Annotated in this window: 19 protein-coding genes, 1 tRNA gene and 1 pseudogene; 9 read left to right on the top strand and 12 right to left on the bottom strand. The window is 44.5% G+C overall.

Annotated features, from left to right (window positions below; translation table 11 throughout):
• Window positions 1–716 precede the first annotated feature (716 nt).
• From ACVA58_RS10725 to ACVA58_RS10740, 4 genes are all read left to right on the top strand, one after another.
• Window positions 717–1,682: a LacI family DNA-binding transcriptional regulator gene (locus tag ACVA58_RS10725; protein WP_446510439.1), complete on the top strand. Its 966-nt coding sequence runs from the start codon at window positions 717–719 to the stop codon at window positions 1,680–1,682.
• Between the two features lie 68 nt (window positions 1,683–1,750).
• Window positions 1,751–3,484: a glycoside hydrolase family 13 protein gene (locus ACVA58_RS10730; RefSeq protein ID WP_446510440.1), complete on the top strand. Its 1,734-nt coding sequence runs from the start codon at window positions 1,751–1,753 to the stop codon at window positions 3,482–3,484.
• Window positions 3,485–3,543: 59 nt separating this feature from the next.
• The gene (locus ACVA58_RS10735; protein ID WP_446510441.1) at window positions 3,544–5,172 is read left to right on the top strand and encodes a PTS transporter subunit IIBC; all 1,629 of its coding nucleotides are present in this window, start codon (window positions 3,544–3,546) and stop codon (window positions 5,170–5,172) included.
• An 88-nt stretch (window positions 5,173–5,260) separates the two neighbouring features.
• Window positions 5,261–6,067 carry an endonuclease/exonuclease/phosphatase family protein gene (locus ACVA58_RS10740; RefSeq protein WP_446510442.1) on the top strand — a complete coding sequence of 269 codons (807 nt, stop codon included), beginning with the start codon at window positions 5,261–5,263 and terminating at the stop codon, window positions 6,065–6,067.
• A 177-nt stretch (window positions 6,068–6,244) separates the two neighbouring features.
• Here ACVA58_RS10740 and ACVA58_RS10745 read toward each other — a convergent pair.
• From ACVA58_RS10745 to ACVA58_RS10760, 4 genes and pseudogenes are all read right to left on the bottom strand, one after another.
• Window positions 6,245–6,935: pseudogene (locus ACVA58_RS10745) on the bottom strand (IS66 family transposase); the annotation flags it as partial.
• Window positions 6,936–7,139: 204 nt separating this feature from the next.
• On the bottom strand, window positions 7,140–8,954 hold the full coding sequence (selB, locus tag ACVA58_RS10750) for a selenocysteine-specific translation elongation factor (RefSeq protein ID WP_446510443.1): 1,815 nt from the start codon (window positions 8,952–8,954) through the stop codon (window positions 7,140–7,142).
• Entirely contained in the window at window positions 8,954–10,318 is a 1,365-nt protein-coding gene (gene selA, locus ACVA58_RS10755) for an L-seryl-tRNA(Sec) selenium transferase (RefSeq protein ID WP_446510444.1), read from the bottom strand. Before selA ends, selB begins: the two co-directional genes overlap by 1 nt.
• A 209-nt stretch (window positions 10,319–10,527) precedes the next feature.
• Window positions 10,528–10,619: transfer RNA gene (locus ACVA58_RS10760), tRNA-Sec, on the bottom strand.
• A 345-nt stretch (window positions 10,620–10,964) separates the two neighbouring features.
• On the opposite strand from ACVA58_RS10760, the gene ACVA58_RS10765 reads away from it, so the two are divergent.
• The 4 genes from ACVA58_RS10765 to ACVA58_RS10780 all read left to right on the top strand — a co-directional run bounded on the left by ACVA58_RS10765 (window position 10,965) and on the right by ACVA58_RS10780 (window position 15,196).
• Entirely contained in the window at window positions 10,965–11,408 is a 444-nt protein-coding gene (locus tag ACVA58_RS10765) for a GrdX family protein (protein ID WP_446510445.1), read from the top strand.
• Window positions 11,409–11,673: 265 nt separating this feature from the next.
• The gene (locus tag ACVA58_RS10770; RefSeq protein ID WP_446510446.1) at window positions 11,674–13,233 is read left to right on the top strand and encodes a bifunctional metallophosphatase/5'-nucleotidase; all 1,560 of its coding nucleotides are present in this window, start codon (window positions 11,674–11,676) and stop codon (window positions 13,231–13,233) included.
• Between the two features lie 72 nt (window positions 13,234–13,305).
• A complete protein-coding gene (locus ACVA58_RS10775; protein WP_446510447.1) occupies window positions 13,306–14,829 on the top strand; it encodes a hypothetical protein in 1,524 nt (507 codons plus the stop codon).
• A 70-nt stretch (window positions 14,830–14,899) separates the two neighbouring features.
• A complete protein-coding gene (locus tag ACVA58_RS10780) occupies window positions 14,900–15,196 on the top strand; it encodes a hypothetical protein (RefSeq protein WP_446510448.1) in 297 nt (98 codons plus the stop codon).
• Window positions 15,197–15,258: 62 nt separating this feature from the next.
• Here ACVA58_RS10780 and ACVA58_RS10785 read toward each other — a convergent pair whose 3' ends face one another.
• Window positions 15,259–16,416 (bottom strand): winged helix-turn-helix domain-containing protein, encoded by a 1,158-nt coding sequence (locus ACVA58_RS10785; protein WP_446510449.1) that lies wholly within the window; start codon window positions 16,414–16,416, stop codon window positions 15,259–15,261.
• Window positions 16,417–16,627: 211 nt separating this feature from the next.
• Here ACVA58_RS10785 and ACVA58_RS10790 point away from each other — a divergent pair, with 211 nt between their 5' ends.
• Entirely contained in the window at window positions 16,628–17,113 is a 486-nt protein-coding gene (locus ACVA58_RS10790) for a VOC family protein (RefSeq protein ID WP_446510450.1), read from the top strand.
• Window positions 17,114–17,171: 58 nt separating this feature from the next.
• Here the strand turns inward: ACVA58_RS10790 and ACVA58_RS10795 are convergent, their stop codons facing one another.
• The 7 genes from ACVA58_RS10795 to grdD all read right to left on the bottom strand — a co-directional run bounded on the left by ACVA58_RS10795 (window position 17,172) and on the right by grdD (window position 25,280).
• Window positions 17,172–18,140 (bottom strand): hypothetical protein, encoded by a 969-nt coding sequence (locus tag ACVA58_RS10795; RefSeq protein WP_446510451.1) that lies wholly within the window; start codon window positions 18,138–18,140, stop codon window positions 17,172–17,174.
• Window positions 18,137–19,426 carry a cytochrome-c peroxidase gene (locus ACVA58_RS10800; protein WP_446510452.1) on the bottom strand — a complete coding sequence of 430 codons (1,290 nt, stop codon included), beginning with the start codon at window positions 19,424–19,426 and terminating at the stop codon, window positions 18,137–18,139. The genes ACVA58_RS10795 and ACVA58_RS10800 overlap by 4 nt, the downstream gene beginning before the upstream one ends.
• Window positions 19,398–19,814, bottom strand: coding sequence for a hypothetical protein (locus tag ACVA58_RS10805; RefSeq protein ID WP_446510453.1), 417 nt, complete (start codon window positions 19,812–19,814; stop codon window positions 19,398–19,400). Before ACVA58_RS10805 ends, ACVA58_RS10800 begins: the two co-directional genes overlap by 29 nt.
• Window positions 19,815–20,231: 417 nt before the next feature.
• On the bottom strand, window positions 20,232–21,530 hold the full coding sequence (gene grdB / locus ACVA58_RS10810) for a glycine reductase complex selenoprotein B (RefSeq protein WP_446510454.1): 1,299 nt from the start codon (window positions 21,528–21,530) through the stop codon (window positions 20,232–20,234).
• A gap of 14 nt (window positions 21,531–21,544) precedes the next feature.
• On the bottom strand, window positions 21,545–22,837 hold the full coding sequence (locus ACVA58_RS10815; protein WP_446510455.1) for a glycine/sarcosine/betaine reductase component B subunit: 1,293 nt from the start codon (window positions 22,835–22,837) through the stop codon (window positions 21,545–21,547).
• A 104-nt stretch (window positions 22,838–22,941) separates the two neighbouring features.
• Entirely contained in the window at window positions 22,942–23,985 is a 1,044-nt protein-coding gene (gene selD / locus ACVA58_RS10820; protein ID WP_446510456.1) for a selenide, water dikinase SelD, read from the bottom strand.
• A gap of 131 nt (window positions 23,986–24,116) precedes the next feature.
• Window positions 24,117–25,280 (bottom strand): glycine/sarcosine/betaine reductase complex component C subunit alpha, encoded by a 1,164-nt coding sequence (grdD, locus tag ACVA58_RS10825; RefSeq protein ID WP_446510457.1) that lies wholly within the window; start codon window positions 25,278–25,280, stop codon window positions 24,117–24,119.
• Window positions 25,281–25,282: the final 2 nt, after the last annotated feature.

A 25,282-nucleotide genomic window follows, 5' to 3' on the forward strand; every position in this document is an offset into this window, starting at 1 on the left:
TGAGCCGTATGCAGTGAAAGTTGCACGTACGGTTCTTAGGAGGGCGGCACTTGGTAACAGGTGTCGCCTATCCGACAGAGGCTTCTCAGCACGCTCATCGCTAACATTGTGATCATCGCTAACAAGGTTTTGCCCCTTTCCTTATATGGAATCCACGGTTTTACAAAGTGACGAATCGCAAAAGTTAAGATGCTTGCATATATTCGGCTTTTGTTGAAGGCGCGACCTTCCAGCCTTTAATGTTAGCTTTCTTCTATCAAAATCACTGTTGATATGATTTATCACTAGTAAAGCTAATGTAACTGTGATCCTGTTAAGCCTGCCGTATACCTGTACTCGACGTTGATGTGACAAACAGAAATTTTAAATATATGAAGCTGTTATTTGTATTGAGCAACATATCTCAACATTATCGTTAAATATCACTTATTATCAGTACCTCGTACCATAGAGAGTGCAAACTCTTTACTTCCCTGGAGCTTCGCTCATTTATACTCGTCCCGTGGTATCATGGGGCGTATACACTAAACTCAGTATCGTTGGAAAGCAGAAGCGTTGCATGATGAACACAGCGATGTTATAGGCCGCCTTGAGTGCAGGCCTAAATGTAGTGAGTGAAAATTAAACACTCATGCGGTCACCCTGTTTTATTTACTGTTTTGTCAGCCAATATATTGGATAATATGGCAATGATACATTATTTAAGGAAAAATGTGATGAGTAAAAAAATGACCATGGCGGAGATTTCAAGACAGCTTGGGATTTCAACAATGACCGTGTCACGTTACTTTAATAACGGTTATGTCTCGGCTGAAAATCGCCTTAAAATTGATGCTATCGTCAAAGAAAGTCATTACACCCCTAATATATTTGCTCGTTCCATTCGTAGCCAATCTAATATTATTGGTTTCGTGGCTCCTCGTATTGAGTCATATACAACCAGCTTAGTTATTAAAGGGGCGCTGGCAGCTGCCAATGAATCACAAGTACGAATGCTGTTTCATGCCTCAGGGTTTAACCATGAGTCAGAATGCCAAGCAGTGAGAGAGTTTAATGGCTTAAATGCATTGGGCACTATTATTATTGCTTCAAAGCACAGTGTCGAAGAGACTTTTTATCAAACCTTAGACAATGTGATATTTATTGGAAAAAATACACCCCACCAATGCTGTTTATATTACCCAGATCAAGCCGCGATTCAAGCTTTAGTATCACAAACCATCACTCAGTTAAAACAGCAGCAGGCACCGCTTGCAGCCGTACATTATATTTATGATGAGCGTATGCTTTCAAGCCGTACTAAATTGATGCAAACAACCATTACCGACACCGTACCTGAGTTGAATTTTTCGTTACAAGCACTGGCCAACTCGGAGGAAAAAACTGGCTACCAAGCAATTCAATTACAGCCCAATAATGTCTATTTTTGTGCCACCGATAATATTGCCATTCGTTTATATCGTCGCGCCAAAGAACAGCAATTAAAAATTGGTCATAACTTGTGGATAGTAGGCATGGGAGACTATGACTACAGCGATTTATTAGTACCCAGCCTTACTACTGTCGCTTTTAATTATTATCAAGTGGGCTACCAAGCTGTTAAAAAATTGATAAAGCGTGATTTCAGTTCAGTTGAAGGCACATTCGATTTAAAAATGAGAGAGAGTTCACAGTTTCTTTAAAATTAGATTGAGTCTAAATAAATTCCATTTAATCTCATGTGTTAACGATAACACAAGCAGTAGAATAGATGACACACGCCAATAATATGCACTCAAAACCACTCGCGTGGTGGAAGAAAGCGACCGCCTACCAAATTTATCCCCGTAGTTTTTATGATACAAACCAAGACGGTATTGGTGATATTAATGGAATCATTGCCAAGCTGGATTATCTTGCTGATTTGGGCGTTGATTTAATATGGATTTGTCCATTTTATGCATCACCGAATGATGATAACGGTTACGATATTAGTGACTATCAAGCAATTCATCCAGACTTTGGAACCCTTGAGGATGTGGATAAATTAATCACTGCTGCTCATGAACGTGGCATTCGCATTATTATGGATTTAGTGATCAACCACACCAGCGATGAGCATCCATGGTTCATCGAATCTCGAGATAACAGAGATAGCCCTAAGCGTGATTGGTATATTTGGCGTGATGGTTGTGAGCCTACAGATGAAAAACCGACTTGCGAACCAAATAACTGGGAAAGTATTTTTCATGGTAGTGCATGGGAATATGATAGCAAAACTGCACAATATTATTTGCACCTATTTTCTAAAAAACAGCCTGATCTTAATTGGGAAAATCCTGAAGTTAAACAAGCATTATTTCAAATGATTCATTGGTGGTTGGAACGTGGTATTGATGGTTTCCGTGTGGATGCGATTAGCCATATTCAGAAACAAGCTGGTTTACCCTCTTTACCCAATCCGAAGGGTGAAAATTATGTCTCTTCATTTGATTATCATATGAATGTTAAAGGTATTGAGAAGCATCTGTATGAGTTAAAAGAGCAGGCGTTTTCGCCCTTTGATATTGTGACAGTTGGTGAGGCAAATGGGGTTACTGCTGACAACGCATTACCTTGGGTTGCCGAAGCTACCGAGCATGATCAAGGTGGTGTTTTTAACATGATTTTTCAGTTTGAACACATGAAACTATGGTCGGAAGAGCAAAGCAACAAGCATTTTGATCTAGTGGAATTCAAACGCATTTTATCGCGTTGGCAAGATGCATTAGAAGGCAAAGGCTGGAATGCGCTTTATTTAGAGAACCACGATCAAGCACGTAGTATTGATACCTTTGCTGATCCTGATTATTGGTATGGCAGTGCTACCGCGTTAGCAACTTGTTATTTCTTGATGAAAGGTACTCCGTTTATTTATCAGGGCCAAGAGATCGGCATGGTAAATCATCAGTTTACTTCTCTTAACGACTTTAATGATGTGTCTGCTAGAAATTTAACTCAAAAGTTAGCGCAACAAGGGCACAGCGACGAAAATATCTTAGCGTTGTTAAATCAAGTCTCCCGTGACCATAGTCGTTTACCAATGCAATGGAGTGACCAGGACTTTGCCGGTTTTTCTGAGGTGCAACCTTGGTTTTCTGTTAATCAACAGTACGCAGATATCAATGTTGAGCAACAACAGAAAGATCCAAATTCGATTTTAAATTTTTATAAGCAATTGATTACTCTGCGTAAATCAAATGAAAGCTTAGTGGTTGGCCGTTATCAATTACTGCTACCTAACGATCCTAATATCTATGCTTATCAACGTATTGCTCAAGATATGACATGGACTATTATTACCAATTTAAGTGCACAAGAGAGCATCGTTAATATCGATAGCACGCTATTAGGGGAGTTAATGCTTGATAACCAAAATCTCAATAATGAACACATTCGTTCGGATTTTATAACGACGCAAATAGCCCCCGCTTATGCAGCGTATATATTTGTAAGAAAGCATTAAATTATGTTTATGGCAGGGCGTTGCTAACGTTAGCCTGTATTTCTATAAAGGAACTATTTATGATTAAGTTACCATCGTTTGAGTTTTGGCAACGATTTGGGAAGTCCCTTATCGTTGTTATCGCGGTGATGCCTGCAGCTGGTATCATGATATCACTAGGTAAAGTTGTCGCAATGTACGCGGGTGGTATCGGTGCCATTGAAACATTAGGCTCTATTATGGAAAACATAGGTTGGGGGATTATTGTTAACCTTCACCTATTATTTGCTGTCGCTATTGGTGGCTCATGGGCAAAAGAGCGTGCAGGCGGGGCATTTGCCGCGATCATTGCCTTCATATTAATTAATCGTACCACTGGGGTTATACTGGGTGTAGATAACGCTATGCTGAGTGATCCTCAGGCGGTTGTGATGAGCTTATTTGGCTCTGAGCTACCCGTCTCTCAATTTTTCACTAATATTTTAGGCGCCCCTGCACTCAATATGGGTGTTTTTATCGGCATTATGTCCGGCTATTTAGGTGCCAACTTATATAACCGTTATTATGATTTCTCTCGGTTACCTCAGGCATTAGCATTTTTTAACGGTAAGCGTTTTGTTCCTTTTGTTGTTATTTTCTATTCGCTGATCATTGCGTTTGGTTTATCGATAGTATGGCCTTTAATTCAAGGTGCACTTAATGATTTTGGTCAATGGATTGCAACCTCTAAAGACACTGCGCCCATCGCGGCTCCTTTCTTGTATGGTACGTTAGAGCGTTTATTATTGCCGTTTGGTTTACATCACACCTTAACCATTCCAATGAATTACACCGAGTTGGGTGGTTCTTATGAGCTTTTGACTGGGACGAGTGCGGGTTCAAGTGTTTATGGTCAAGATCCATTATGGCTTGCTTGGATAAGTGATTTGAATAATCTTAAATTAAGCGATCCGACAACTTACCAGCACTTATTAGATACGGTACATCCAGCACGTTTTAAAGCGGGTCAAGTCATTATCGCAGCATCGTCATTGATTGGTATTGGTCTTGCGATGTATCACTGTGTTGATAGTGATAAACGAGAGCAATATAAACCGATGTTTTTATCTGCGTGTCTTGCCGTGTTCTTAACCGGTGTGACTGAGCCTATGGAATTCATGTTTATGTTTATTGCTCCCGTTTTGTATGTTGCACATGCGGTGTTAACAGGTGTTGCATTTGCATTGGTGGATGTGATGGACCTGCGTATACATGCCTTTGGTTTGATTGAATTATTCACTCGTATACCCATGATGGTTTCAGCGGGCATCGGTGGTGATTTAATTCGTTTCGCATTGGTTTCTATTGTTTTCTTTGTTGTTAACTATGGATTATTCCGCTTGCTAATTGTGAAGTTTAAGTTACCAACACCAGGCCGTATGGGTAACTACCTAGATGAAAGTGCAGAAGCCATGTCGGAAGATGAGAAGCTTGACATTATTATTCAGAATTTAGGGGGGCGTGGCAATATTGCTGAGATTGATGCTTGTATGACTCGCTTGCGTATTACGGTTGATGATCCGCAATTGGTTGCTGAATATTCGTTATGGAAGCCTACGGGAGCACTTGGAGCGGTGGTTAAAGAACAGGGAGTACAAGTTATTTATGGTCCTGGGGTGGATGTGATTAAATCTAGGTTACTTCAGAAGTTTTCAGCACAACCTGTGTAGTTCGTTCTCTATCTTAGATCGAACAACCTCGAGAAACGCAGCTTCAAGGCTGCGTTTTATCTCAGTACATTAAATAAGCGAATAATAAATGAAGTTAATGACGCTAAATACCCACAGTTGGCAAGAAGATAAACAGCTAGAAAAGTTGGATATGGTAGCGCAAGCCATTATCGAACAAGGGTGCGATGTGATTGCATTACAAGAAGTTAATCAACATCAAGATAGCCAGGTCGTTGATGCCAATATATTAACTAATCACACTGTGTTAGCTAATAACTATGGTTATTTATTACAGCAAAAACTCATAGAATACGGTTATCACTACCAACTTACGTGGGATTTCGTTCACCAAAGTTATGAAGTATATCAAGAGGGGCTTGCATTTTTGACGCGATTGCCAATTCTGGAACATGAGGTCATTGACTTAAATGATAACTATGATGTGAGCTTTTGGAAACATAGGCGATCAGTGCGTATTAAAGTCAATTATCAACAAGGTGAATTAGATTTTTATAATTGTCATTGTGGCTGGTGGAATGATTCAGAGAACCCATTTGAGGAACAGTTCAACCGAATCACGGCAACATTATCGACAGGGTTGAGCTTTCTATTAGGTGATTTCAACAACCCAAGCCATATACGTAATGAAGGTTATGATTATGTATTGCAGCGCGGTTTAATTGATTGTTATGAAATGGCAGAAAAAAAAGATGCCGGAATCACTGTAATTAAAAATATTGATGGTTGGGAACAAAATAGCCAGGCGTTACGGATTGACTTGATCCTTAGTAATCAATTGGTGGTGGTAAAGCAGCATCAGGTGATTTTTAATAACGATTTTTATCCGGCTGTATCGGATCACTTTGGGGTGTTGGTGGAAGTAGAACTTGCTTAATATTTATTAACTTATCGCAGTCTATATAAAATCTAATACTGACACCAATCCGGCTAAGTATCTAGTCACTCTTGCTTGTCAAAATAGCGATAGCATACGACTTGACCTTAACGATTTTTACTACGCAAAGTCTGACCATCTTATTAAGTTGAATGCAATGAATCACATTCGGCATTACTAGAAACTATTAAGTATCCGCCCCATGATCCCACGGGGCGAGTAATAATAAGCGAAGTTCCAGGGTAGTAAGGAGTCGAGGTCAGGCTCTGGTTGGGCCAACTCTTCCATGCACTTAACCAGATAGTCGTACAAAATAAGCCCGTTAGCTTTAGCCGTTTCGATGATGCTGCTCATGGCACTGGCTTCAGCAACTTTCGGTGTATTGGCGAACAGCCAATTTTTCCGACCATTGACCCACCGTGTACTTGATAGCCTTGCCTAACTGACTCGATGGGACAACCTTTTGTGAGGTCAGACACTGGTGAAGGTCGGCCAGCATGGGTTTTGCTAACTTCTGCCGCTCAACCTGTCTAGCCTTTACCCTGTAGCTTCTTAGCATCCTTGAACTTACGCCGGGCATGCGCTAGGCAACCAAGGTGCTTGACATGAGTGAGGCCACATAGGCTTGGTAACCATCAGTTTGAAGATAGCCTCCGTACTTTCCACGAAAAGCTGTTGGACAAGCTCTTGCACGGCTGTTCCTGTAGTCGAATAAGACGATGTTTTTCATCCCATCCAGTGTGGCGGAAAGTGAGTTAGCACCGGAGCAGTAGGCCCACATATAGCATTGTTTATCTTCCTTGAGGACCGTCAGTGGTGTCTCATCCACCTGGATAACAACCTGTCCAAGCAAGTGTTTGTGTAATGCTTGATCTGCTCCAGTGATACTGAACTCTCACGTAAGCGACTTTTTCCATACTTACAGTAATTCATGTTTTACTAAATTAACAATCTTGCTAAAACGGAAATGTCCAGAAGTGAGCTAGCCCTAGCAGCTAGCTCGTGTGATCAAGCCGATGATCAATCTAAGCACCGGCTTATATTTACCTAAAAACTGAACAGGAGAGAATCACTAGACACACTCAGTTTCAAGCGCTTTCAACACTTCCCGAACATTATCAACCCGCTTGATCCATCCCTCAACTTCCATACGATTTAACAATGGGATCATGTATTTACGAGATAGCCCAGTTCGCTCTCTCGCTTCAGAGATGGCAAAGCGATCACCGACGGATTGATCTTGGAGCAAGCCGTGGACTAAACCTTGGTAAACAGGAGCCAAGTAGTAAATCTTCCCTTCCATCGGTACCGCAAAACCAAGCCGAACAAGGTTTCTCAGCTCCTTCTGGGCTCCAGGGATTTTCTCTTTGTCTGCTTCATATCCTTGCTTACCAGCCAGCTCCATATGCTCTAGGATCTTTTTCGCTGTTGACGACAGTTGCGCTTCGCTCTGACCGCTTCCAAGTGAGTAAAGCTCATTAGAGCGACGTAATTTACCCTCTTCGACCAACGCGTCGAGCGCCGCGGCCAATGGTGCCACAGCCATCTGACACTTACCGCTTAACTCATTCACTGACAGGTCGATCTGGCCTTGCTTTAGGATATCTTCGACATTCTGGTGAATCTGATTGAAGCATTCTTCAGTGAACAACCAGTCACCACAAATCTTATAACCTGACTCATCAAGTGCTTGTTCACCTCGTTTAGCAAACCCGTACAAGGCCATATTGATAGTGACATAATCTTCCCAAGCAGGGTGCTCAGGCATCGCCATTAACAAATCATAGAGTTTATTGCGGTAACTCTTAGCGACTACACCAGACCAGACGATGGAACCACTATTTAAGATACGGCTTCCACCGTGTTGAATAAGCAACGCTCGCTGATTCCAAAAGCAGCTTGCAGGCTCTTTCAAGCGCAGCCGCGCGAGGTTGGTGCCTTTGAAGACAAATATCTTGGCGAGCGTATTGAATGTACCAAAGGCCACTTCTACTTCGCTGTTATTTCTGCACTGCCTTCCAGGTGAAGAGCCTTCAAAAAATTGACTATCTAATCGGACAATCAGCTCATCGGTGACGAATGAGGCCTCCTTGTGACTGGTTAAACAGAATCCCCGTTCAACCTCTTTTTTCTTGATGCCTTTTAGGCCAATCGCCACACGCGATACCGGCTTGGCCAGCTCAATATTCTGGTGATAGGACTGCAAGCTTTTAACCTGCACTTCTCGTCCGACCGGCTGCATATAAAGCTTCTGCCCAACCGCAAATTCACCCCCACAAAGACTACCAGTCACCGTTGTCCCCACCCCATTGACTGTAAAAACACGGTCTATATATAGGTGAGCATGGCGCTCATGATCTTCGCGTTCTATGTCTATTTCTGTATCCAGTTTACGGCAGATATGCTGCTTCAGACCATCGATACCTTTGCCTTGATGCGATGAGACCGTAACCGAATCAGGAATAAAGCCGGCGATATCGAGAAACTGCTCAAGAGACTCCTCTTCGACCAAGGCCAACATATCATCATCAACCAGATCCGATTTGGTGATCACTAACGTGACATTTTCAATCCCCATCGATACGATAACTTTAAGGTGATCGGTAGACATTTGCATCCAGCCTTCATCGGCCGCAACCACAAACAACACCATGTCAAGGCTCCATACCCCAGCCACCATGTTTCGGATAAAGCGCTCGTGGCCAGGCACGTCAATCACCCCAATAGGCTCACCATTTTGGTGCTTGAAATAAGCAAAGCCTAAATCTATGGTCATGCCCCGCTTCTTTTCCTGTGGTAAATGCGCGGTATCTATCCCGGTTAAGGCTTTGATCAACGCCGATTTACCATGATCAACGTGTCCTGCCGTGCCAACAACATAACTCATTACAGTACCTCCGCCAGTTGGCTCCGTAGATATGGGATCTCTGAGGGCTCGATTGTCGCCATATTGAGCTGTACCCTGTCATGCTTGATCACACCGATCACCGGCAATGGCCACTGCCTCATGACTGCAAGCAATTTTTCCGCAGAACGCTGGTATTTAGGGTCATTGGGGGTGATCTGTATAGATCGTGACGGCATATTTTGATCAGGTAGAGCTCCTCCACCAACCGTCATTTCAGATTGGACAACCGATATTTGATCGTTAAATCCAACGGCAAGCTCTTCAGCCCTTTGCTCAAGACACTTAAGATCAGCATGACTCTTTGTTTCAGCGACGCCCCTTCCTTCTTCCTGCTGGTTAAGCTTTCTCACCACCAACTCTTCCAGCAATGAATAAACAATCCGGCTCGGACGGAAAGCACGCATCATCGGGTTCTTTTCCAGTTGCTGTATTAACGCATATTTCCCCGAGATCATGCCTGCTTGTGGACCGCCTAGGATCTTGTCACCCGAATAACACACCAAATCCGCCCCAGCATCGATATAGCTGGCAACGGTTGGTTCATCTGGCATCTGCTCTGTCGTTGTACCCGACCCCTGATCGACGGCAAGAATAACGTGTTCCGGTAATGCATGTGCTAGCTCTTTAACATCCGCCGATTCTGTAAAGCCGCGGATCTTAAAGTTTGAAGTATGCACAATCAGCACCATCGCCGTTTCATCGGTGATGGCATCGAGATAATCCTGCGTGGTCGTGATGTTGGTGGTACCGACTTCCACGAGCTTGGCACCCGACAAAGCAAGGATATCCGGGATCCTGAAACCACCACCTATCTGGATTTGCTCACCACGAGACACAATCACTTCTTTGCCTTTGGCCAATTCATGGAGCAATAAGTAAATTGAAGAGGCATTATTATTCACGACAAGGGTATTCTCTGCTTTGACGAGATATTGCATCAACTGCTGAAGAAGCCCCTTACGCTTTCCCCTCTTGCCAGTACTCAAATCAATTTCTAGATTACTGTAATGGGTGTTTACTTCTGTCACCTGCTGCCAGATTTCAGCATTGATTGGTGAGCGCCCCAGGTTGGTATGAACAATAACCCCAGTTCCGTTAACGACTCGCTGCAAGCGCTGCTGATTGAACAGCCAACATGCCCGCTCTATGTTACGGTAAAGCTGCTCAAGGGAAAAAGGATGCTTATCAGGATCCTGCAAATGCAGTTTTTTATATGAAGCGACCTGCTCTCGGACAGCGTCCGCCACTACAGGTCGGCTCAAACGCTCGATGAAAGGAGCAAGGAAGGCTTGCTGAAGAATTTTTTCAATCTGTGGAATTGACGATAAGGTGCTTACTGCCATGATAAAGCCCCATTAGTTAAAAATAAAACCCTCAGAATAAAGATTCCAAAGATTATGAATTAAGTAGGGCTTTGAAAAAGTCAGGGACAATAACAAATGAAGACTTATAAAAGAATCAGTGGTACTAAAATGCCGCCGTCATTTTTCACCCCTGAATAAAACATGCGAATTTTCGATGTTTTATAATTTCCGAATTATTAGAAATGAGTTGGCGGAAGGAGCAGGAATCGAACCTGCCAAAGCCTATTCAGCTCACGTCGGTTTTGAAGACCGGGAGGGCCACCAGACCCCATCCACTTCCGCGTTTCGATGAGCTAAATATAATCATATTAATCATCAAGTTAAAGACATAATTAGCCGTTATGTGAGCTTCTAGGCAAAGTAAAAATATTATGCAACACAATGTATTTAACTGTGCGCTAGTTAACATTACTTCACTCCTCTCTTATTTCCACCTTTATCTTTTATCAGTTTTAAATACAGGGTAATTACAGATAATTAACATTACATGTAAATTAACTTATCTGAAACATTAGATTTCTTTTAGTATTTAATTTTTTGATAAAATAACAAACAAGATCAAATTTGTGCATCACGAATGAAATTATAATACAGCGTCATATAACAAAAAATAATGGATTAAAACGTGAGATACGACAGATTAGAAATTATCAGCAACAACTTGAGCCTTGCGACCTTATCACCCCACGTCACCATCACTCACCGAGATCATATTCTGGATGTATTAACATTAGCCCGTGACAAAATTCATCTAGGCGCAAGATTAGTTTCCCACCCTTTAGCAGGTAGCGTTAAGCCCCATGAAACCCCTTACCGGAGTATTGTATTGCTTAACCAGCGAGATAGCTTAGACATGGAATCGCTGAGCACCATAGAGCAGGCCATCGAGCGCTACCAAATCTTGTGTAAACCCAACCCAAACCACATGACCTTAACTGCAGCAGATATTCACCGGGTGTTTCCTGAGAAACAGAACAGTGACTTCCAGTTCATTGATCTACAACTGATCAAATCCAGCCTGAGTGCATTAGGTATAAGGTTTGCCGAATATCAAGCTGCCGTTGTTTAACAATGCATGCCCAACATCACCCATGACTCGTTAAGAGGCTACCGGAATACAAAGCCTCTTACGTCACTCACCCCTTCTTTCAAACTTTCTAATCATCCCTTTAACCACTCATTACCACTCATTACCACTCAAAAGGTAACTTCTAAATTTATCGATTCGATAGGCCTCTCATTGTGTGAGAACCATCAAACTTCTAACCCGTAAAGATCACTAAAGTCGCAGCATCTACAACACGCAATCGATTAACTACTGCGAGCACAACATTATGACACTGATCCCACGTAAGCCATTAGCGGTGGCGATGATGCTATCTCTGACCGGTTTTTCTTCACTTTCATTGGCAGAAATTAAAGAAGTTACCCTGCTACACACCAACGATATTGAAAGCGTATATGAACCGGTTGACGCCTTCTGGAATGACGATATTAGCCGGATTGGCGGGATCCCCTACCTCGCAACGCTTATCAAACAAGTCCAAGCAGAGGAAGGGACTAGCTTCTTGCTTGATGCGGGTGATATTTATACTGGCTCACTCTCAAAGAAAACCCTCGGAAAACTTTCTTTCGACCTTTATAGCGCGATGGGTTATGACGTGATCACCTTGGGTAACCACGAGTTCGAATATGGCTGGGAGTCGCTACGTGACACCATGCCTCGAGCACGCTTCCCGGTATTGAATGCCAATATTGTCTATGAAAAAGGTGATGTGCAGTTTGCCCAACCTTACACCATTCTCGAACGTGATGGTGTTCGAATCGGCGTTGTCGGCGTCATGGGTATTGATGCTTTCTACAACACCATGTGGAAAGGCAACCGTAAAGGCCTGACCATTAAAGACCCTATTGAAACCGCACAACACTGGGTTGATGAAATCCGTGATGAAGTCGATATGGTGGTAGTACTTACCCACCAGAACAAAACAGCTCCAATGCAAACCGACAAGGAAGCGGATCCTGAAGTACAGCGCGGCTTCGAAGAAGACTATGAGATGGCCGGCAAGCTAGAAGGCGTTGATGTGATCTTCGGTGGTCACTCTGATCACGGCTTGTGGGAGCCTGTTGTTCACCCTGAAACTGGTACAGTCATCGGTTTGACTTTTGGGCAGGGTAAATACCTTGGTTACACCAAGTTTGAAATCGACACCGACAAAAAATCGGTAAAGTTACTGGACGGAAAGCTGATCCCGGTTGAATCTGACAAGCTAGTACGGGACACAAAAACCAGCCAGCTAATCGAAGATTCACGTCAGCAATATCCACAACTTACTGAAGAGTTGGCTACCATTGATGCCACCGCTTCCCGCCGTTATTACCGTGAATCCAATATCGGTAACTTGGTCGCCGACATGATGAAAGACGCCGGTAAAGCCGATATCGCGATGATCAGCTCAGGCAGTATTCGTGTTGACCTCAATCAAGGCCCGGTCACTATGGAAAACGTGATGAACGTATTCCCGTTTACCGACACCCTCGCGGTCGTCTCACTGACCGGTGCGCAAGTTAAAGAATTACTTGAATACAGCTATACATTACCTTACGGCCTTGCTCAGTTTGCGGGTATTGAAGCCACTTATGATAGCACCAAGCCAGAAAATCAGCGTTTACTGAGCCTTAATATTAATGGCGAAACCGTTGACCCAGCCCAGAACTACCGTGTGGCAACATACTCCTATGCGGCTAGCGGCGGCGATGGCTACCATGTTTTTGCCGAAGGTAAAAAAGAGTCAGAAGGTGACTTGGTGATGCAGGTATTGATCGACGCGTTCAAGCAGCAAAAGAACGTCTCGGTGCCTGAACTTGGCCGCCAAATTGATGTAAGCCGGTAAATTAAGCTTTAAAATAGAGATATAGGGCGATAGCCATCATTCTATATCTCTTTTCTTATTCACAGGTGGTATGTGTTTCGAACCGAATACAACGGCTGTAAAACCTTCGGCTGTGACAACCTAGGTAATCCTGATCTCAGCCTTTACACGCCTTCTACACGATTAGGTTATCCTGCCTATTACTGTCCTAAATGTGGCGCTTACCCACCCAAGCTGCTCAATCAACCGATCTTCGCACTTGCTACATATATCCACCAGCAAAGAAGTGAAGCCATCTCCACATTCACGCCACAATGCCGATGCCAGAACCAAAGTCAAAGTCAATGGAAACGCTATGATAAAACCCGCATTGGTACTCAGCGGCTTAAATGTACCCAATGTCAAACTGTTGCCAGTCTTGCCAATCCCAACAAGCTTGCTAACAGTCTGCAACCGCTCATGGACCTGTTACTGTCAGGATGCCCAGCCAATGCGTTATTGCCCCGCTCAGGCTTGAACAAAAAAATGTTCTACCAACGTCTGAGCACTCTCAGCCGATTGTTCGAGGCAGCAAGCCATATCTATGAGCAAGATTGGCTCGCTCAACAGCACTCACTGACATTGCACACTCACAGCCACGTAGTCCGCTGCCGATCTGGTTTAACTCGTACAAAACATCTTGGCCTTGATTGCTGGACTCTCACCACAAATGAGAGTCAAACGGGTTACCAGTTTTTAATCAGCGATAACCTGTTACCGTCTGCATCTAATAGAACGGACATCAGTGACGCGCCCGACAACAACGAAAACGGGGAATACACGTTAAATGAGATTGAGCCACCTATCCCATCGTCGCAGGATGTCTTAACGACGGCGAAAAAGACTTATCAGAAGATCATGTCACGCCAACAGTTTGATAAGCTGGCTTACTGTAATAAAGAGTTCTCCAAATCCAATGAAGGGCTATTGCTACGCCCTGTTTATGCAGCCCATACTCACATGCAGCACCTCAGACAGCGGCTGCCTGCTCACCTTTCCATCGATTTAGTCTTGGAGCATGAAAGCTTTATTCGAGGCGCTGCTATCACTGCTTTTGCTGAACAGGTAAAACAAAAAAATGCAGAGGCTGATTCAGAAGGAAATGTACATTTATATTACCTGCACGCTTTTCGAAGTATTGAACCATCCTCATCACAGCCTACGGCACCAGGTAGCCAGCGCCCTTTAAGTAGTCAGAGAACACTCAGTTGGTGGCATGAAAAGTGGTATCAGTTTGCTCATCATTATCACAACGAAGATTGGCAGTTAGGCCTCGGGGTACTGACCAAGACCAGTACCATTGATGTATCAACCAAGCAACGTGTTGTGCCAACCCGGCCTGATTGGCATTCTCATTTCTGGCTTCATTTTGATACTTGGCTACCGGTTTCACACCGCCAAAAGATCAGCCATGCTCAGCTTATACAATTGATCAGTATTTTTCGGTATCTGTATAACTTTTCAGAGGGCTACTTAGAGTGCCGCCCATTGGGTATGAGAAGAAGTATGCCGAAAGGCTCTCGCTGGCGGTCAATTGAAATGCTAGTGCATTTAGTAAATGACTATTACATCAAATGACATAACTCTAACTTTAACTCATTAAAAAGAAAGTAGAATAATTACGGGTATTCAAAAATTAAGGGATGACATGTCGAATTTACAGCCTAAAAATTCGATAGATGACCGTACTTGGCAGATAGAGCAACTGGGACGAATTACCGTTGTTTGTTCAGAGCATCAATTGAATTGGTTACATGATATAGAGATTGCCGAGGTAGAAATCATCATCACGACAGCTGCTGATTGCTATAAATATAACTTGAAGCGGATCCCTTCTGTTCTATTCCACGAACACGGGTTAATAGCCAGTGGTATCAAGCTATCTACCGCTATTCAAGATTTAGAGAAGATCTTGCTGCGAAAAGCGAAATACAGCAGAACTTAACCAAGTACCACTCAACCTGCTTGGTTAAGTTTATCTAAAAGCACCTCGTGGATGGGTGCTTCCTAACGTGAGTCATGTGAGATTCTCTCTATGGAATATTCGTCACATTGATTAAATGTAGCGAAGGCTTGCAACTCTTGATCGAGCGCCGCTAAAAACGCTTCTTTTGCTTTGAGTGAGCTTTCCAAATATAAGTTGATCACTTCGAGTCTTGAAGCCTTTTTGTTAACTTTGCAGTCGGCTCTGGCAACCAATCTGCCATCCCACAAAACTGGCAAACAAAAATAGCCAAATTTACGCTTGGCTGCTGGGACATAGCACTCTAACAGATAGTCGAAATTGAATAACGTGCTTACCCTGTTTCTTTGGATCACCAGATTATCAAACGGAGAGAGTATTTTGGCTTGTTTCCGCGAAAGCCGTTGGTTGAGTAAAGATAGTGAACCCGTACAAACAAAATAATCAGAACGGTTGATGCTAACCTTTTCAATCGCACCACTTTCTACAAGCTCTGCCAACGCCACTGAAACCTGTGTTTTAACGCCTTTAAGTAAATAGGTTATTTCAGCCACAGTGCCCAATGCATGGGCCTTGAGAAAACTCATCACAAGGAACTTCGCGTGCTCTTGCTCCGTTGGTACTGAGGTATCAACACCCTTTGGCAATACTCGCTCCGCGAGATCATACACCTTATGAAAATTACGCCGCTCTGAGATCATTAAATCGCCCTGCATATAGAGCATTTCCAACGCCTGCTTAGTCGGTTTGCTTCCCCAGCCATGCCTGTTTATCCGCTGTGACTCGAAGTCTTTCGCCATTAACGGGCCGTCGGCCTCAATACGACTTAAAATGCTGGCCATCAACTGAGTATCTTTCTTGAACCAATGGTTCTGTGCGCCAGATTTAATCGCCTGCTTGCGGGGTAAGCTAAATCTATAATCCTCCATTATTAGATAGGATGCTGCGTGAGACCAATATTCGAAAGCCTTCTTGTCCTTAACCAACTGATCAAGGTGTTCAACTTGATAGTCTGGATTCCGGCTCCACAGGGTATGGTGGTGGGCTCGCTGAACAACTGAAATCGTATCTATTTGCACATACCCAAGTCGGGAAAAAGACGATAAGGTTTTGTTGTATGCACTACCTCTTTGTTGTTTAGCTAGAAGGCCTTGCGATAACAAAACCAGTTTCCTGGCTTCAGTAATAGAAAGTGATGTCATAATAACTCAGCAACTTGCCTTTCCTTGATACACCAACCGATTGTCGCCATTGTTGTTCCGCTTGTCCATCGCACTTCATTTATCCCTCCCTATTGTATAACCTTAAATTATTAAAATTATAATTTTTGATAATTTAAGTTAATGCTGTTTTATCCATATACTCATCCCATCAAAACGAATCACGCAACAATCACAGAGTCTGGAGCAAATTATGAAAATGAATCACGTAGGCATCATGGTCGGCGATATGGATAAAGCTGTTGAGTTTTATACCAATGCTCTAGGCCTAAAAATCGTTATGGGTAACACTAAAGTTGTTGAAGAGCGTGAAACAGCTATCGGAAGAATGTGTATTGCAGTATTTGGTGAAGGGTTCAAAGGCTTCAACATTGCTCACCTAGTAACAACCGATGGCATAGGTGTTGAACTGTTTGAAATGAAAGAGCGCCAAGAGCGTCACGAAGTCGATTTCTCACGCCTCGGTATTTTCCACTTCTGTCTTCAGACCGATGACTTCGCGGGTGTTATTGAGAAGGTTGAAACGTTCGGAGGCAAAATACGTATGGATATCATGCGCTACCACCCAGAAGATGATAACAAGCCAGCGAAAATGGTTTACCTAGAAGACCCGTTCGGCAACCTGTTTGAGCTTTATTCTCACACGTACGAAGAGACCTACGCGTCTGATTACGAGTAACAGATTGAAAAGAAGAAAAGCCAGCCTCTTAAGGCTGGCTTTGTCATTTAATTTAGCATCAACTCGCTGTCTTCAAGGGCAATACATTTGCTGTACTATTCACCGACTCACACAGCAAAATAAACGCAATCGCGAAAATGGGCAGATGACCCAAAACATCTTTCGGCCCTGCAACATAGGTTGTGATCACAAAGATCGTTGCCAGCAGCCCCACCACTAACCGGTTGGCTAACCCCAATATCAACATCAAGCCAAGCAGCGTTTCACTTAATCCCACAAACCAGACAAAATGATGGTTGGTGAAATTCTCCCATCCGAATAGTTGAAAGAAATTATAGTAAGGGTACATATCAAGGAAAGTAAGCGATAAACCGGGCAACATTAATTTATTGTGAAGCCCCAATATCAGCAATTGTAAACCCAACATCATTCGCAACAAGTTTACTGCTGTCTGTCGGCCACCCAGTTGGTATACAACGCCAGAGAACATTTTCTTATCAAACGGTGAAATATAAGGGCCAATAAGTATCAGTGCGCCACCAATCCCTAACAATTCCGGCAAGTAATCGATAACAGCCGAAAAAGGCAATAATATACTTGATGCTGCCGCGATTAATATTATGACGATGCCGCTGGTGGTGACAGAAAATACCATAACTGTTGACACCGCGATTTGCAGACTGATACCAATCATTTCTTGGCCGGTATTTAACTGCAGGTTCGGTGCAATAAACTCTCCAAGTACAACATTAAGAATGAAAAACAAAGCCATAACAACAGTTAAGATACGCCAGAAAAAAAAGGTATCGGTCATTACGGGGTTTGATGTGAGCGGGCCCAACAAGCCTCTTCGGGTGACAATGGATGCAATAAGGCAAAATCCAAGAACAAAGGTTAAAATCGAGGCAAACAACACATCAATCGGCAAAGTGGCATCAGTATACTCCGATGAATTTACAAACCATCGAACATGAGCCCAAGTAGGTAACGAAAACAAGCCAAAAACGAAGAGTAAAATCAATTTCATTCTATTTTCTCCTTGTTGTGAGTAAGCCCCCACACCAATGAAGGGGCTATTCCACTTTCAAGTGATGATAAAAATTGTTCGAGTTGTTCAAGTTGAAATGGAAAAAGGTAAAGTGGCTCTAGTTCTGTATGGCTCAAACCATTGCGAGGAGAGCGATTATAATAATCCAAGACCTCGCTGAGATGAGTAAATGAGCCATTATGCATGTAGGGGGCGGTCAGGGTGATATTCCTCAGTGACGGCACTTTAAAGGCATGACGTAGCTCTTCACCCTCTGTTTTTATGTAGATGAGCTCATCACAATTTTCTCCCTGCCTGTCGGCATATTGGCTTAAACAGTTAAACTCACCAAAAGTGACTTGTGGAATTGCGGCTAGTCGTCCTTCATCATCAATACTCTTAGGAACGGCAGTTGATGTAAAATCACCATTAGAAAACATCGGGCCATTATGACAGCGGAAACAGCCCCCTCGCTCGCTAATAAAAATACGGAGACCCGCCTCTTCGGCTGGGTTTAGGTATTGGCTTGCCGATTCGAAGTCCTTCCCCACGACCGCCTCAACATACCGATCAAACCGTGAGTAATCAGGCATCAAACGCGCTTGGTAAGCAGCTAAGGCTTTTCCGATAGAGGCAAAAAGCTGGTTTACTTGAGTTCGTTGATCTTCACTTAACGCCTCCCAATTTCCGTTATTACTGGATGAAGAAGTTTGTATAGCAGAACCTTGATCTAGACGCGCGGTTTGCTGCTGGAGGAACCACGTTAATGCGGGCGTTTCTCCAAACACGCCTATGAAGTCTGCTAAAAAATGGTTAAGAACAATATCAACCGCTTCAAGCCGGGTCAGCGCATGTTCACTAGGGTCTTCAAGCGGAAATAAAGCCTGAGACCATAAGCTATCAGCCCGGCCATCCCAGAACTGCCAAGTAAAAGCTGCCGCACCAACGACAGTCGGCGTATTGCGTTTTCCATCAACAGGCTTACCTGAGGTGAAATAATGCTTAGGTTGATGGCAATGAGCACAAGAAGTATCCCCATTTTGGCTAAGCAACGGGGAGAAGAATAATTTTCGACCAAACTCAGCTGCAGTATCACTGTCTAAATACGCATTGCCGGGATCAGTCACCGTCGGGAGACTGGCTAAATGCAATGACTGCAGTTGCTTTAGTTCTGCCGGACTCCATTGATGGCGGGGAATAAATTCCTCATCAAGGCAGCCAATAACTACCGTGCAAAATGCTAAAAAAATGACAACTTTAAAGCATAAAATCAAAAGTAAATTCATGATTACGCTCTCTGCCATCTTTACACAATAAGATCACTTGCCATAAACCAGGCATTTGAAACTTCAATCCATCGATTTGATACCTACCCACCTTCTCCCCTTGTTGCCACTGTGGTTGAGTGGGTAAGCCATGACGATGGGCAGGCATCCCTCCGCTTACCTGTTGCGGACGGCAATCTACTGCGATGCCGTTGCCATCTGTAATCATCAAGTGCCAACTATGTATTTGGTTAATCGGAAGACCTACCCCTGTCGTTAACTGAGCAGCTCGCCAACCGTATTCACTCACTGCTTCAACATTTACTAATGGTGCAGCAAACGCACTATGTAAAATTAAACTAAAGGCAACTATTAGCCTTTGAAACCCAACCATAAATAAATTTACCATATGATTTTTTAGTTGTTAAAATTTATCCTTAAGTTTTATTTATCAATTTAACACTGATAAAATCATTAATAATGACAAAATAAATCAATTAAAAATAATTAAATACTCAAGGTCACCTCATAATATTCTTAATATATAAATTAACAATTTTGCCATTGAGAATTATCTCACTTTGGTTGCAAACTTTTATTTATGAAGCGAAGTCACACATTAAAGAAAAGCAATCATCGGTGTATAACCTTTTAGTCAAAAGACACCATTAATAACCATAATATAAAAGAGGTTATATAACCACGTTCACAAATGACTTTCTTTATTACATTTCGGAATTACATAAACATGTGATGATATATAAAAAAACCAGCCGTTTCCGGCTGGCTTGGTCTCATGTAATTTGGCAATTACACAAGGATCGACTTAGAATACCGTTTGGTCATCAATCTTAGTTTGAAGAGCACTTAGTGCCTTTTCAACTAACTGACGACGCATGTATTTTTCTTCCTTCGGCTGCATTTTCGGATCCCCCAGAGGGTGAGGAATAGCGACAGCAGGAATAATACGGTTCGCACCGACTGTTTTTGAAATAGGAACAACAGTTGCAATGTGAACTACAGGCATAACTTTCTCGATTTCTTTGACCATCGTTGCACCGCAACGTGTGCAAGTGCCTCAAGTAGAGGTAAAGATAGCTGCGGTCACCCCGGCTTTTTGCAGTTTCATCGCAATCTCTGCGCCATATTCTTTGGCTTTCGCTACCGCAGTACCATTACCTACCGTTGTGTAGAAGGTGTCGTACAGGCTACCGATAACCCCTTCACGTTCCATGTCGCGTAACACATCAACTGGCAATACACGGTTAGGATTTTGGTTACATGCCACTGGGTCATACCCACCGTGCGCTGTTTCATGGGTATCTTCCGTCAGCATTTCCAAGCCTTGAATGCTGTACTCACCGTACTTAGACGCACTAGAAGACTCAATATGGTCAGGGTTACCTTTTGGCACCACACCACCAGAAGTAACTAACGCAAACTTCGCAGTGCTCAGCATGTCAACCGGAGGCTGAGGCTCAACACGGTCAAAGACAGGCATTGGGTATTCGGTGGTAAAATCATCGCCCGAAAGCTTGTTGATAAGCAAATCGACAGCACGCTCTGAACCGCGTTTTTGTGCGAAGAAGTTAACACGGATACCGCGAGGCATATAGCCAGCTTCTTCTGGTGAGCCCATTTCACCTTCAGTGTCGATGAAGCGGTTAATCATTTTAACCATGGCAGGAATCGCTTTACGCATGCTCGCTGCGCTATTGCCCGTCTCTACCATGTAGGCATACTGGCGGAAAAGCTCGTAGCCTGGGTTTTCGATGTACATACCCGAAATGGTTGAAATACCCATCTTATGTGCCACTTTCGCAACCGTACCACAAGCCATCCCGTAACGACCTGCGTTGAAAGCTGGGCCCGCAACCACAAGATCTGGCTTTAGCTGCGCAAGGATTTCCTGCAGGCCATGACAGCATAGGCTTTCATTTTCATTGAAGTAAGAGTCACCACAGATAATGGTGTGAGTCACTTCCGCTCTGTCCTGCAGCATGGTGTTCACTTGCGTGCCCACACCAACAGTACCTTCAACCACTTCCATCGGAATGTGGGCCATCTCTTCACCGCCTTTCTGGGCGAAGAACTGGTTTAAGTAATATACGACTTTAATTGTCATTTGAGTGTCCTCGCTTAGCTAGCTTTGGTGGTGAGGGTATGGAAACCAAGCTCACTGGTCGCGCCGATAATCGCCTGTAGTTCTACAGTGATCGAGCCATCTTCATGCAAGCTGCCATTGAAGCCCCCGGCAACCACATCGGCGTAACGGTCATAACCGATCACGGTGTCCATTGCTGGCAGCGTGACAAGCTGGTTGGCGTTACCGTTGGTGATCACCGCGTCCGCACTCTTGTGTGAGTCGGCCAGTGACTGGCTTTCACCGTTCTGGCCAGCGTATTCGTCGGTCAGAAGTACGGTCTTGATGCCTGCAGCTTCCAACTTGGCGCAGTTCATCATGAGGTCAGCATCTGGGTTACCAAAGCCTTCTTCACTGACAATGGCAGCATCCCAGCCCATTTGCTTGGCAAGCTTGACGGTAAAGTTCGACGAACGCTCTTTGTCTCTCAAGGTAACGTTTTCGTTAGTCACGATAACGCCCATGAAGTTGTACTTGGTACCGTGATGACGGTATAGGTCGTAGATTACCGGGCTGTTCTGGTGAACAAAACTGGTGTTCTTGTCACAGGCCGATACACAGTTACCACTGATAATCGCACCGTCCATGACTTCTGTTGGATACATCAGCGTAGGCAGAATGCCTTTTACATCGACACCGTAGTAGTAAGTGTCGTGCAACAAACCTTGGCTTTGCAGCATGTAAACATAACCCACTTTAGGCAGGTGAGGGAACTCTGTCGCTTGCTCCAGCAATGGCTTGGTTTCGTAAGTCTGAATGTCTTCCGGCTCAATATGTTCAGCCAAGCTGCCAATCCAGCGGGCGGCTTCCAAACCCACTAAACGAACCACGCCCTCGTGATCGTATTGGTTACAGCTTTCGTCAACTTCGCACTGAATTACCAAGTTCAGTGTTGATGAGAACGGCGTATAGTCAGCACCCGGACCGCTCATGTCGATGATCCCTTCTTGGAAACCAACGATCTCACCGGTAGTCACTACCGCCATACCTTTCAGCACGTGAGTACGGCCTTCACCGACCATGGCTTCTTCACCAAGGTGACGGCCAGGGAAAATGTTACCCTCGCAGCCAACTTTCACTCGCGGTTCGATAACATCTTTAACCGGCATAATACGAACACTGTCGCCAGGTTTGGCGATAGAAAGAGTTAACGCGGTGATACGGTGATCCAACTCAGTCAGATGGGCAATTAATGCCTGCTGATCAATGACCACGGTATTTTCTTTGACTTCGCTTACTGGACCAAAGGCCAGACCACGAACATGGATATTGCCTAGTTCGAGTTTCATGTGTTTCTCCAAACAAGCGTCAAATGGGAGGAGATCCCAAGATAGAATTGATTTAGCAAGGTGCCGGCTTCGGCTGAAGCCGGACAACCTGATTAGATACCGAGTTAGCTGACCTTAAGGCCAGAACCATCCTCGGCAAACCCGACAACCCAACAGGGTTCATCTTGACTGCTAAATTCAGTTAATAACGCATCCAGACAATCTTTTGGTACAGCTGCCAGCAGGCCACCGGATGTTTCCGGGCAGCACAGCTTGCGATGCCAACTTTCATCCAAACCATCGTCGAAAGCTATGTCTTCACGATACGCATCGAGGTTGCGTTTCGCCCCACCCGGGAATAACCCCTGGGCAGCATAGTCTTCAGCTTCTGGTAAGAACGGCACCTGCTCCGCCTTGAAGTGCATACAGATATCACTTTTCTCTGCCATTTCATGGGCATGGCCTAGCAGAGAGTAACCAGTAACATCAGTACAAGCTTTAACGGGGTAGTTGGCAAAAATCTCGGCCGCCTTGCGGTTTAGCTTTTTCATATTGTCAGTAGAGGCTTGAATCGCCGCCTGACTCGCTTTATCGCGTTTCGCAGCTGTTGAGATCAGTCCGGTACCAATCGGTTTGGTCAGTACCAGTACATCGCCACTTTCCACCGCCGCCTTGGTTTGCACTTTAGACGGGTGGATGGTACCCATGACAGACAAGCCAAATTTCGGCTCGCTGTCTTCCACTGTATGACCGCCTACCAATACCGCGCCAGCTTCACGGACTTTCTCCGCCCCACCTTTGAGGATTTGGCCGACAACCTCTTGTGGAAGGTCGGTTGGCACACAAAAGATATTCATTGCCAGTGTTACCTGCCCGCCCATGGCATAGACATCACTGAGGGCATTCGCCGCTGCAATGGCACCAAAGTCATAGGGGTCATCCACAATTGGAGTAAAGAAATCCAATGTTTGGATAACGGCAACATCGTCGTTAATTTTGTAGACGGCAGCATCATCACTTACCGTCAGCCCAACCATCAGATTGGGATACGCTTGTTCGGGAAAAAGGGGTGAAATGGACTGCAGAACCTGCGCCATGGCCTTGGGGCCTATTTTAGCTGCTCACCCGGCTTTCTTGGTCATCTGCGTCAGACGTACTTTCTCTGTCATCTCTATTTCCTTTAAAGTGGACGGTAAGGGTACTCAGCAAGCTGTAACAACTACAAACACCTAAGTACCCGATGATCTATTCCAATAAAACAGAATAGCGTAATTATCTGGATTTAAAGCATAAATCCATGTCAGCTGATATAGTCTGCCTCAACTAACTGGTTTTTTGCTTGTTCCAAATCATCTTTTGCCACTAGCACAATAGGGCCTGTACAGCCCATCCCCGTGCGGGCAAAAATCTTCGCTTTCCACAGTGCCTGGCAGGCATCTTCGATAGTGAGGATGTCGATCCCGCCTATTTCTGCATCAGTGACTTTCTCTGGTGGGGCAACCACCGCATCTTTCACTTCAGCGGTCGGCTTCGCCGTACAATACTTGGTCAGTACACTGTTTAACCCTGATAGTGTCGCGGCTTCCCATTCCTCTTCAACGCGCTTCATAACCTCTCCTCTCGCTGCGTCAGCACACAACCTCATGGCACCAGCCACGACCGGTGCGCCTGACGCCCGTGAGATGATATTCACAGGTTGTTTCGTCGCGCCCTCACCTAAGCCCGGTCCATAGCCAAAGCCAGAAGCTTCATAACTACCACCAGTCGTAAATGACGAGAACATTTTCATTAGCAGGTTACCTGTCAGGCTATCCGTGACCATCACATCCGGCGTGCCTTGAAGCAGATCGTTGCCACGCATGGCAATACCACCATCGGCCCGTCCAGACTCAGCAAACTGAATGTCATAACCACCCTGCTGGAGCTCACGCAGTGCCCGTTCGCACACTGCCGCACCATCAACATTGAGCACACCCACAGTCGGTTTTTCGATCCCTGTTGATTTCGCCAGAGCAATGCCATAAATCGCATTTTTCAGCATGGCCGCCTGACGCTGGGTATCTGTCGTGCCTGTCGTTGAGGCGATAATCATCTCGCGCCCCGTTGCCGGTGTCACCACCTTACCCATAGTGCTAACCCCTAGAGGAAAAGCGTAATGGAGGGTGACACAGCCGTCGAGCTGCTGCTCGGCAAACAGCTTTTCCATCACCTTGTGGCACTCATGCAGATCCGCAGCCGGATAACATTCGAAATCACAATCTGATCTATCGCAACCAATCAAGACAGGTTCGATATCACTGTATTGGCGGGCGACCATTTGCACCCCGCGCAGCAACTCTTCACAGCCGTGCTCACTGCCAATCAGACTCAGGCCGATGCGACGTTTTTTGCCAAACTGACCACTCTCCAAACCATCTGCCATGGCATTGAAAGTATCGGCCAGCTGTTGATTAATATTCGCCATCT

The organism is Photobacterium sp. DNB22_13_2 (assembly GCF_052873915.1).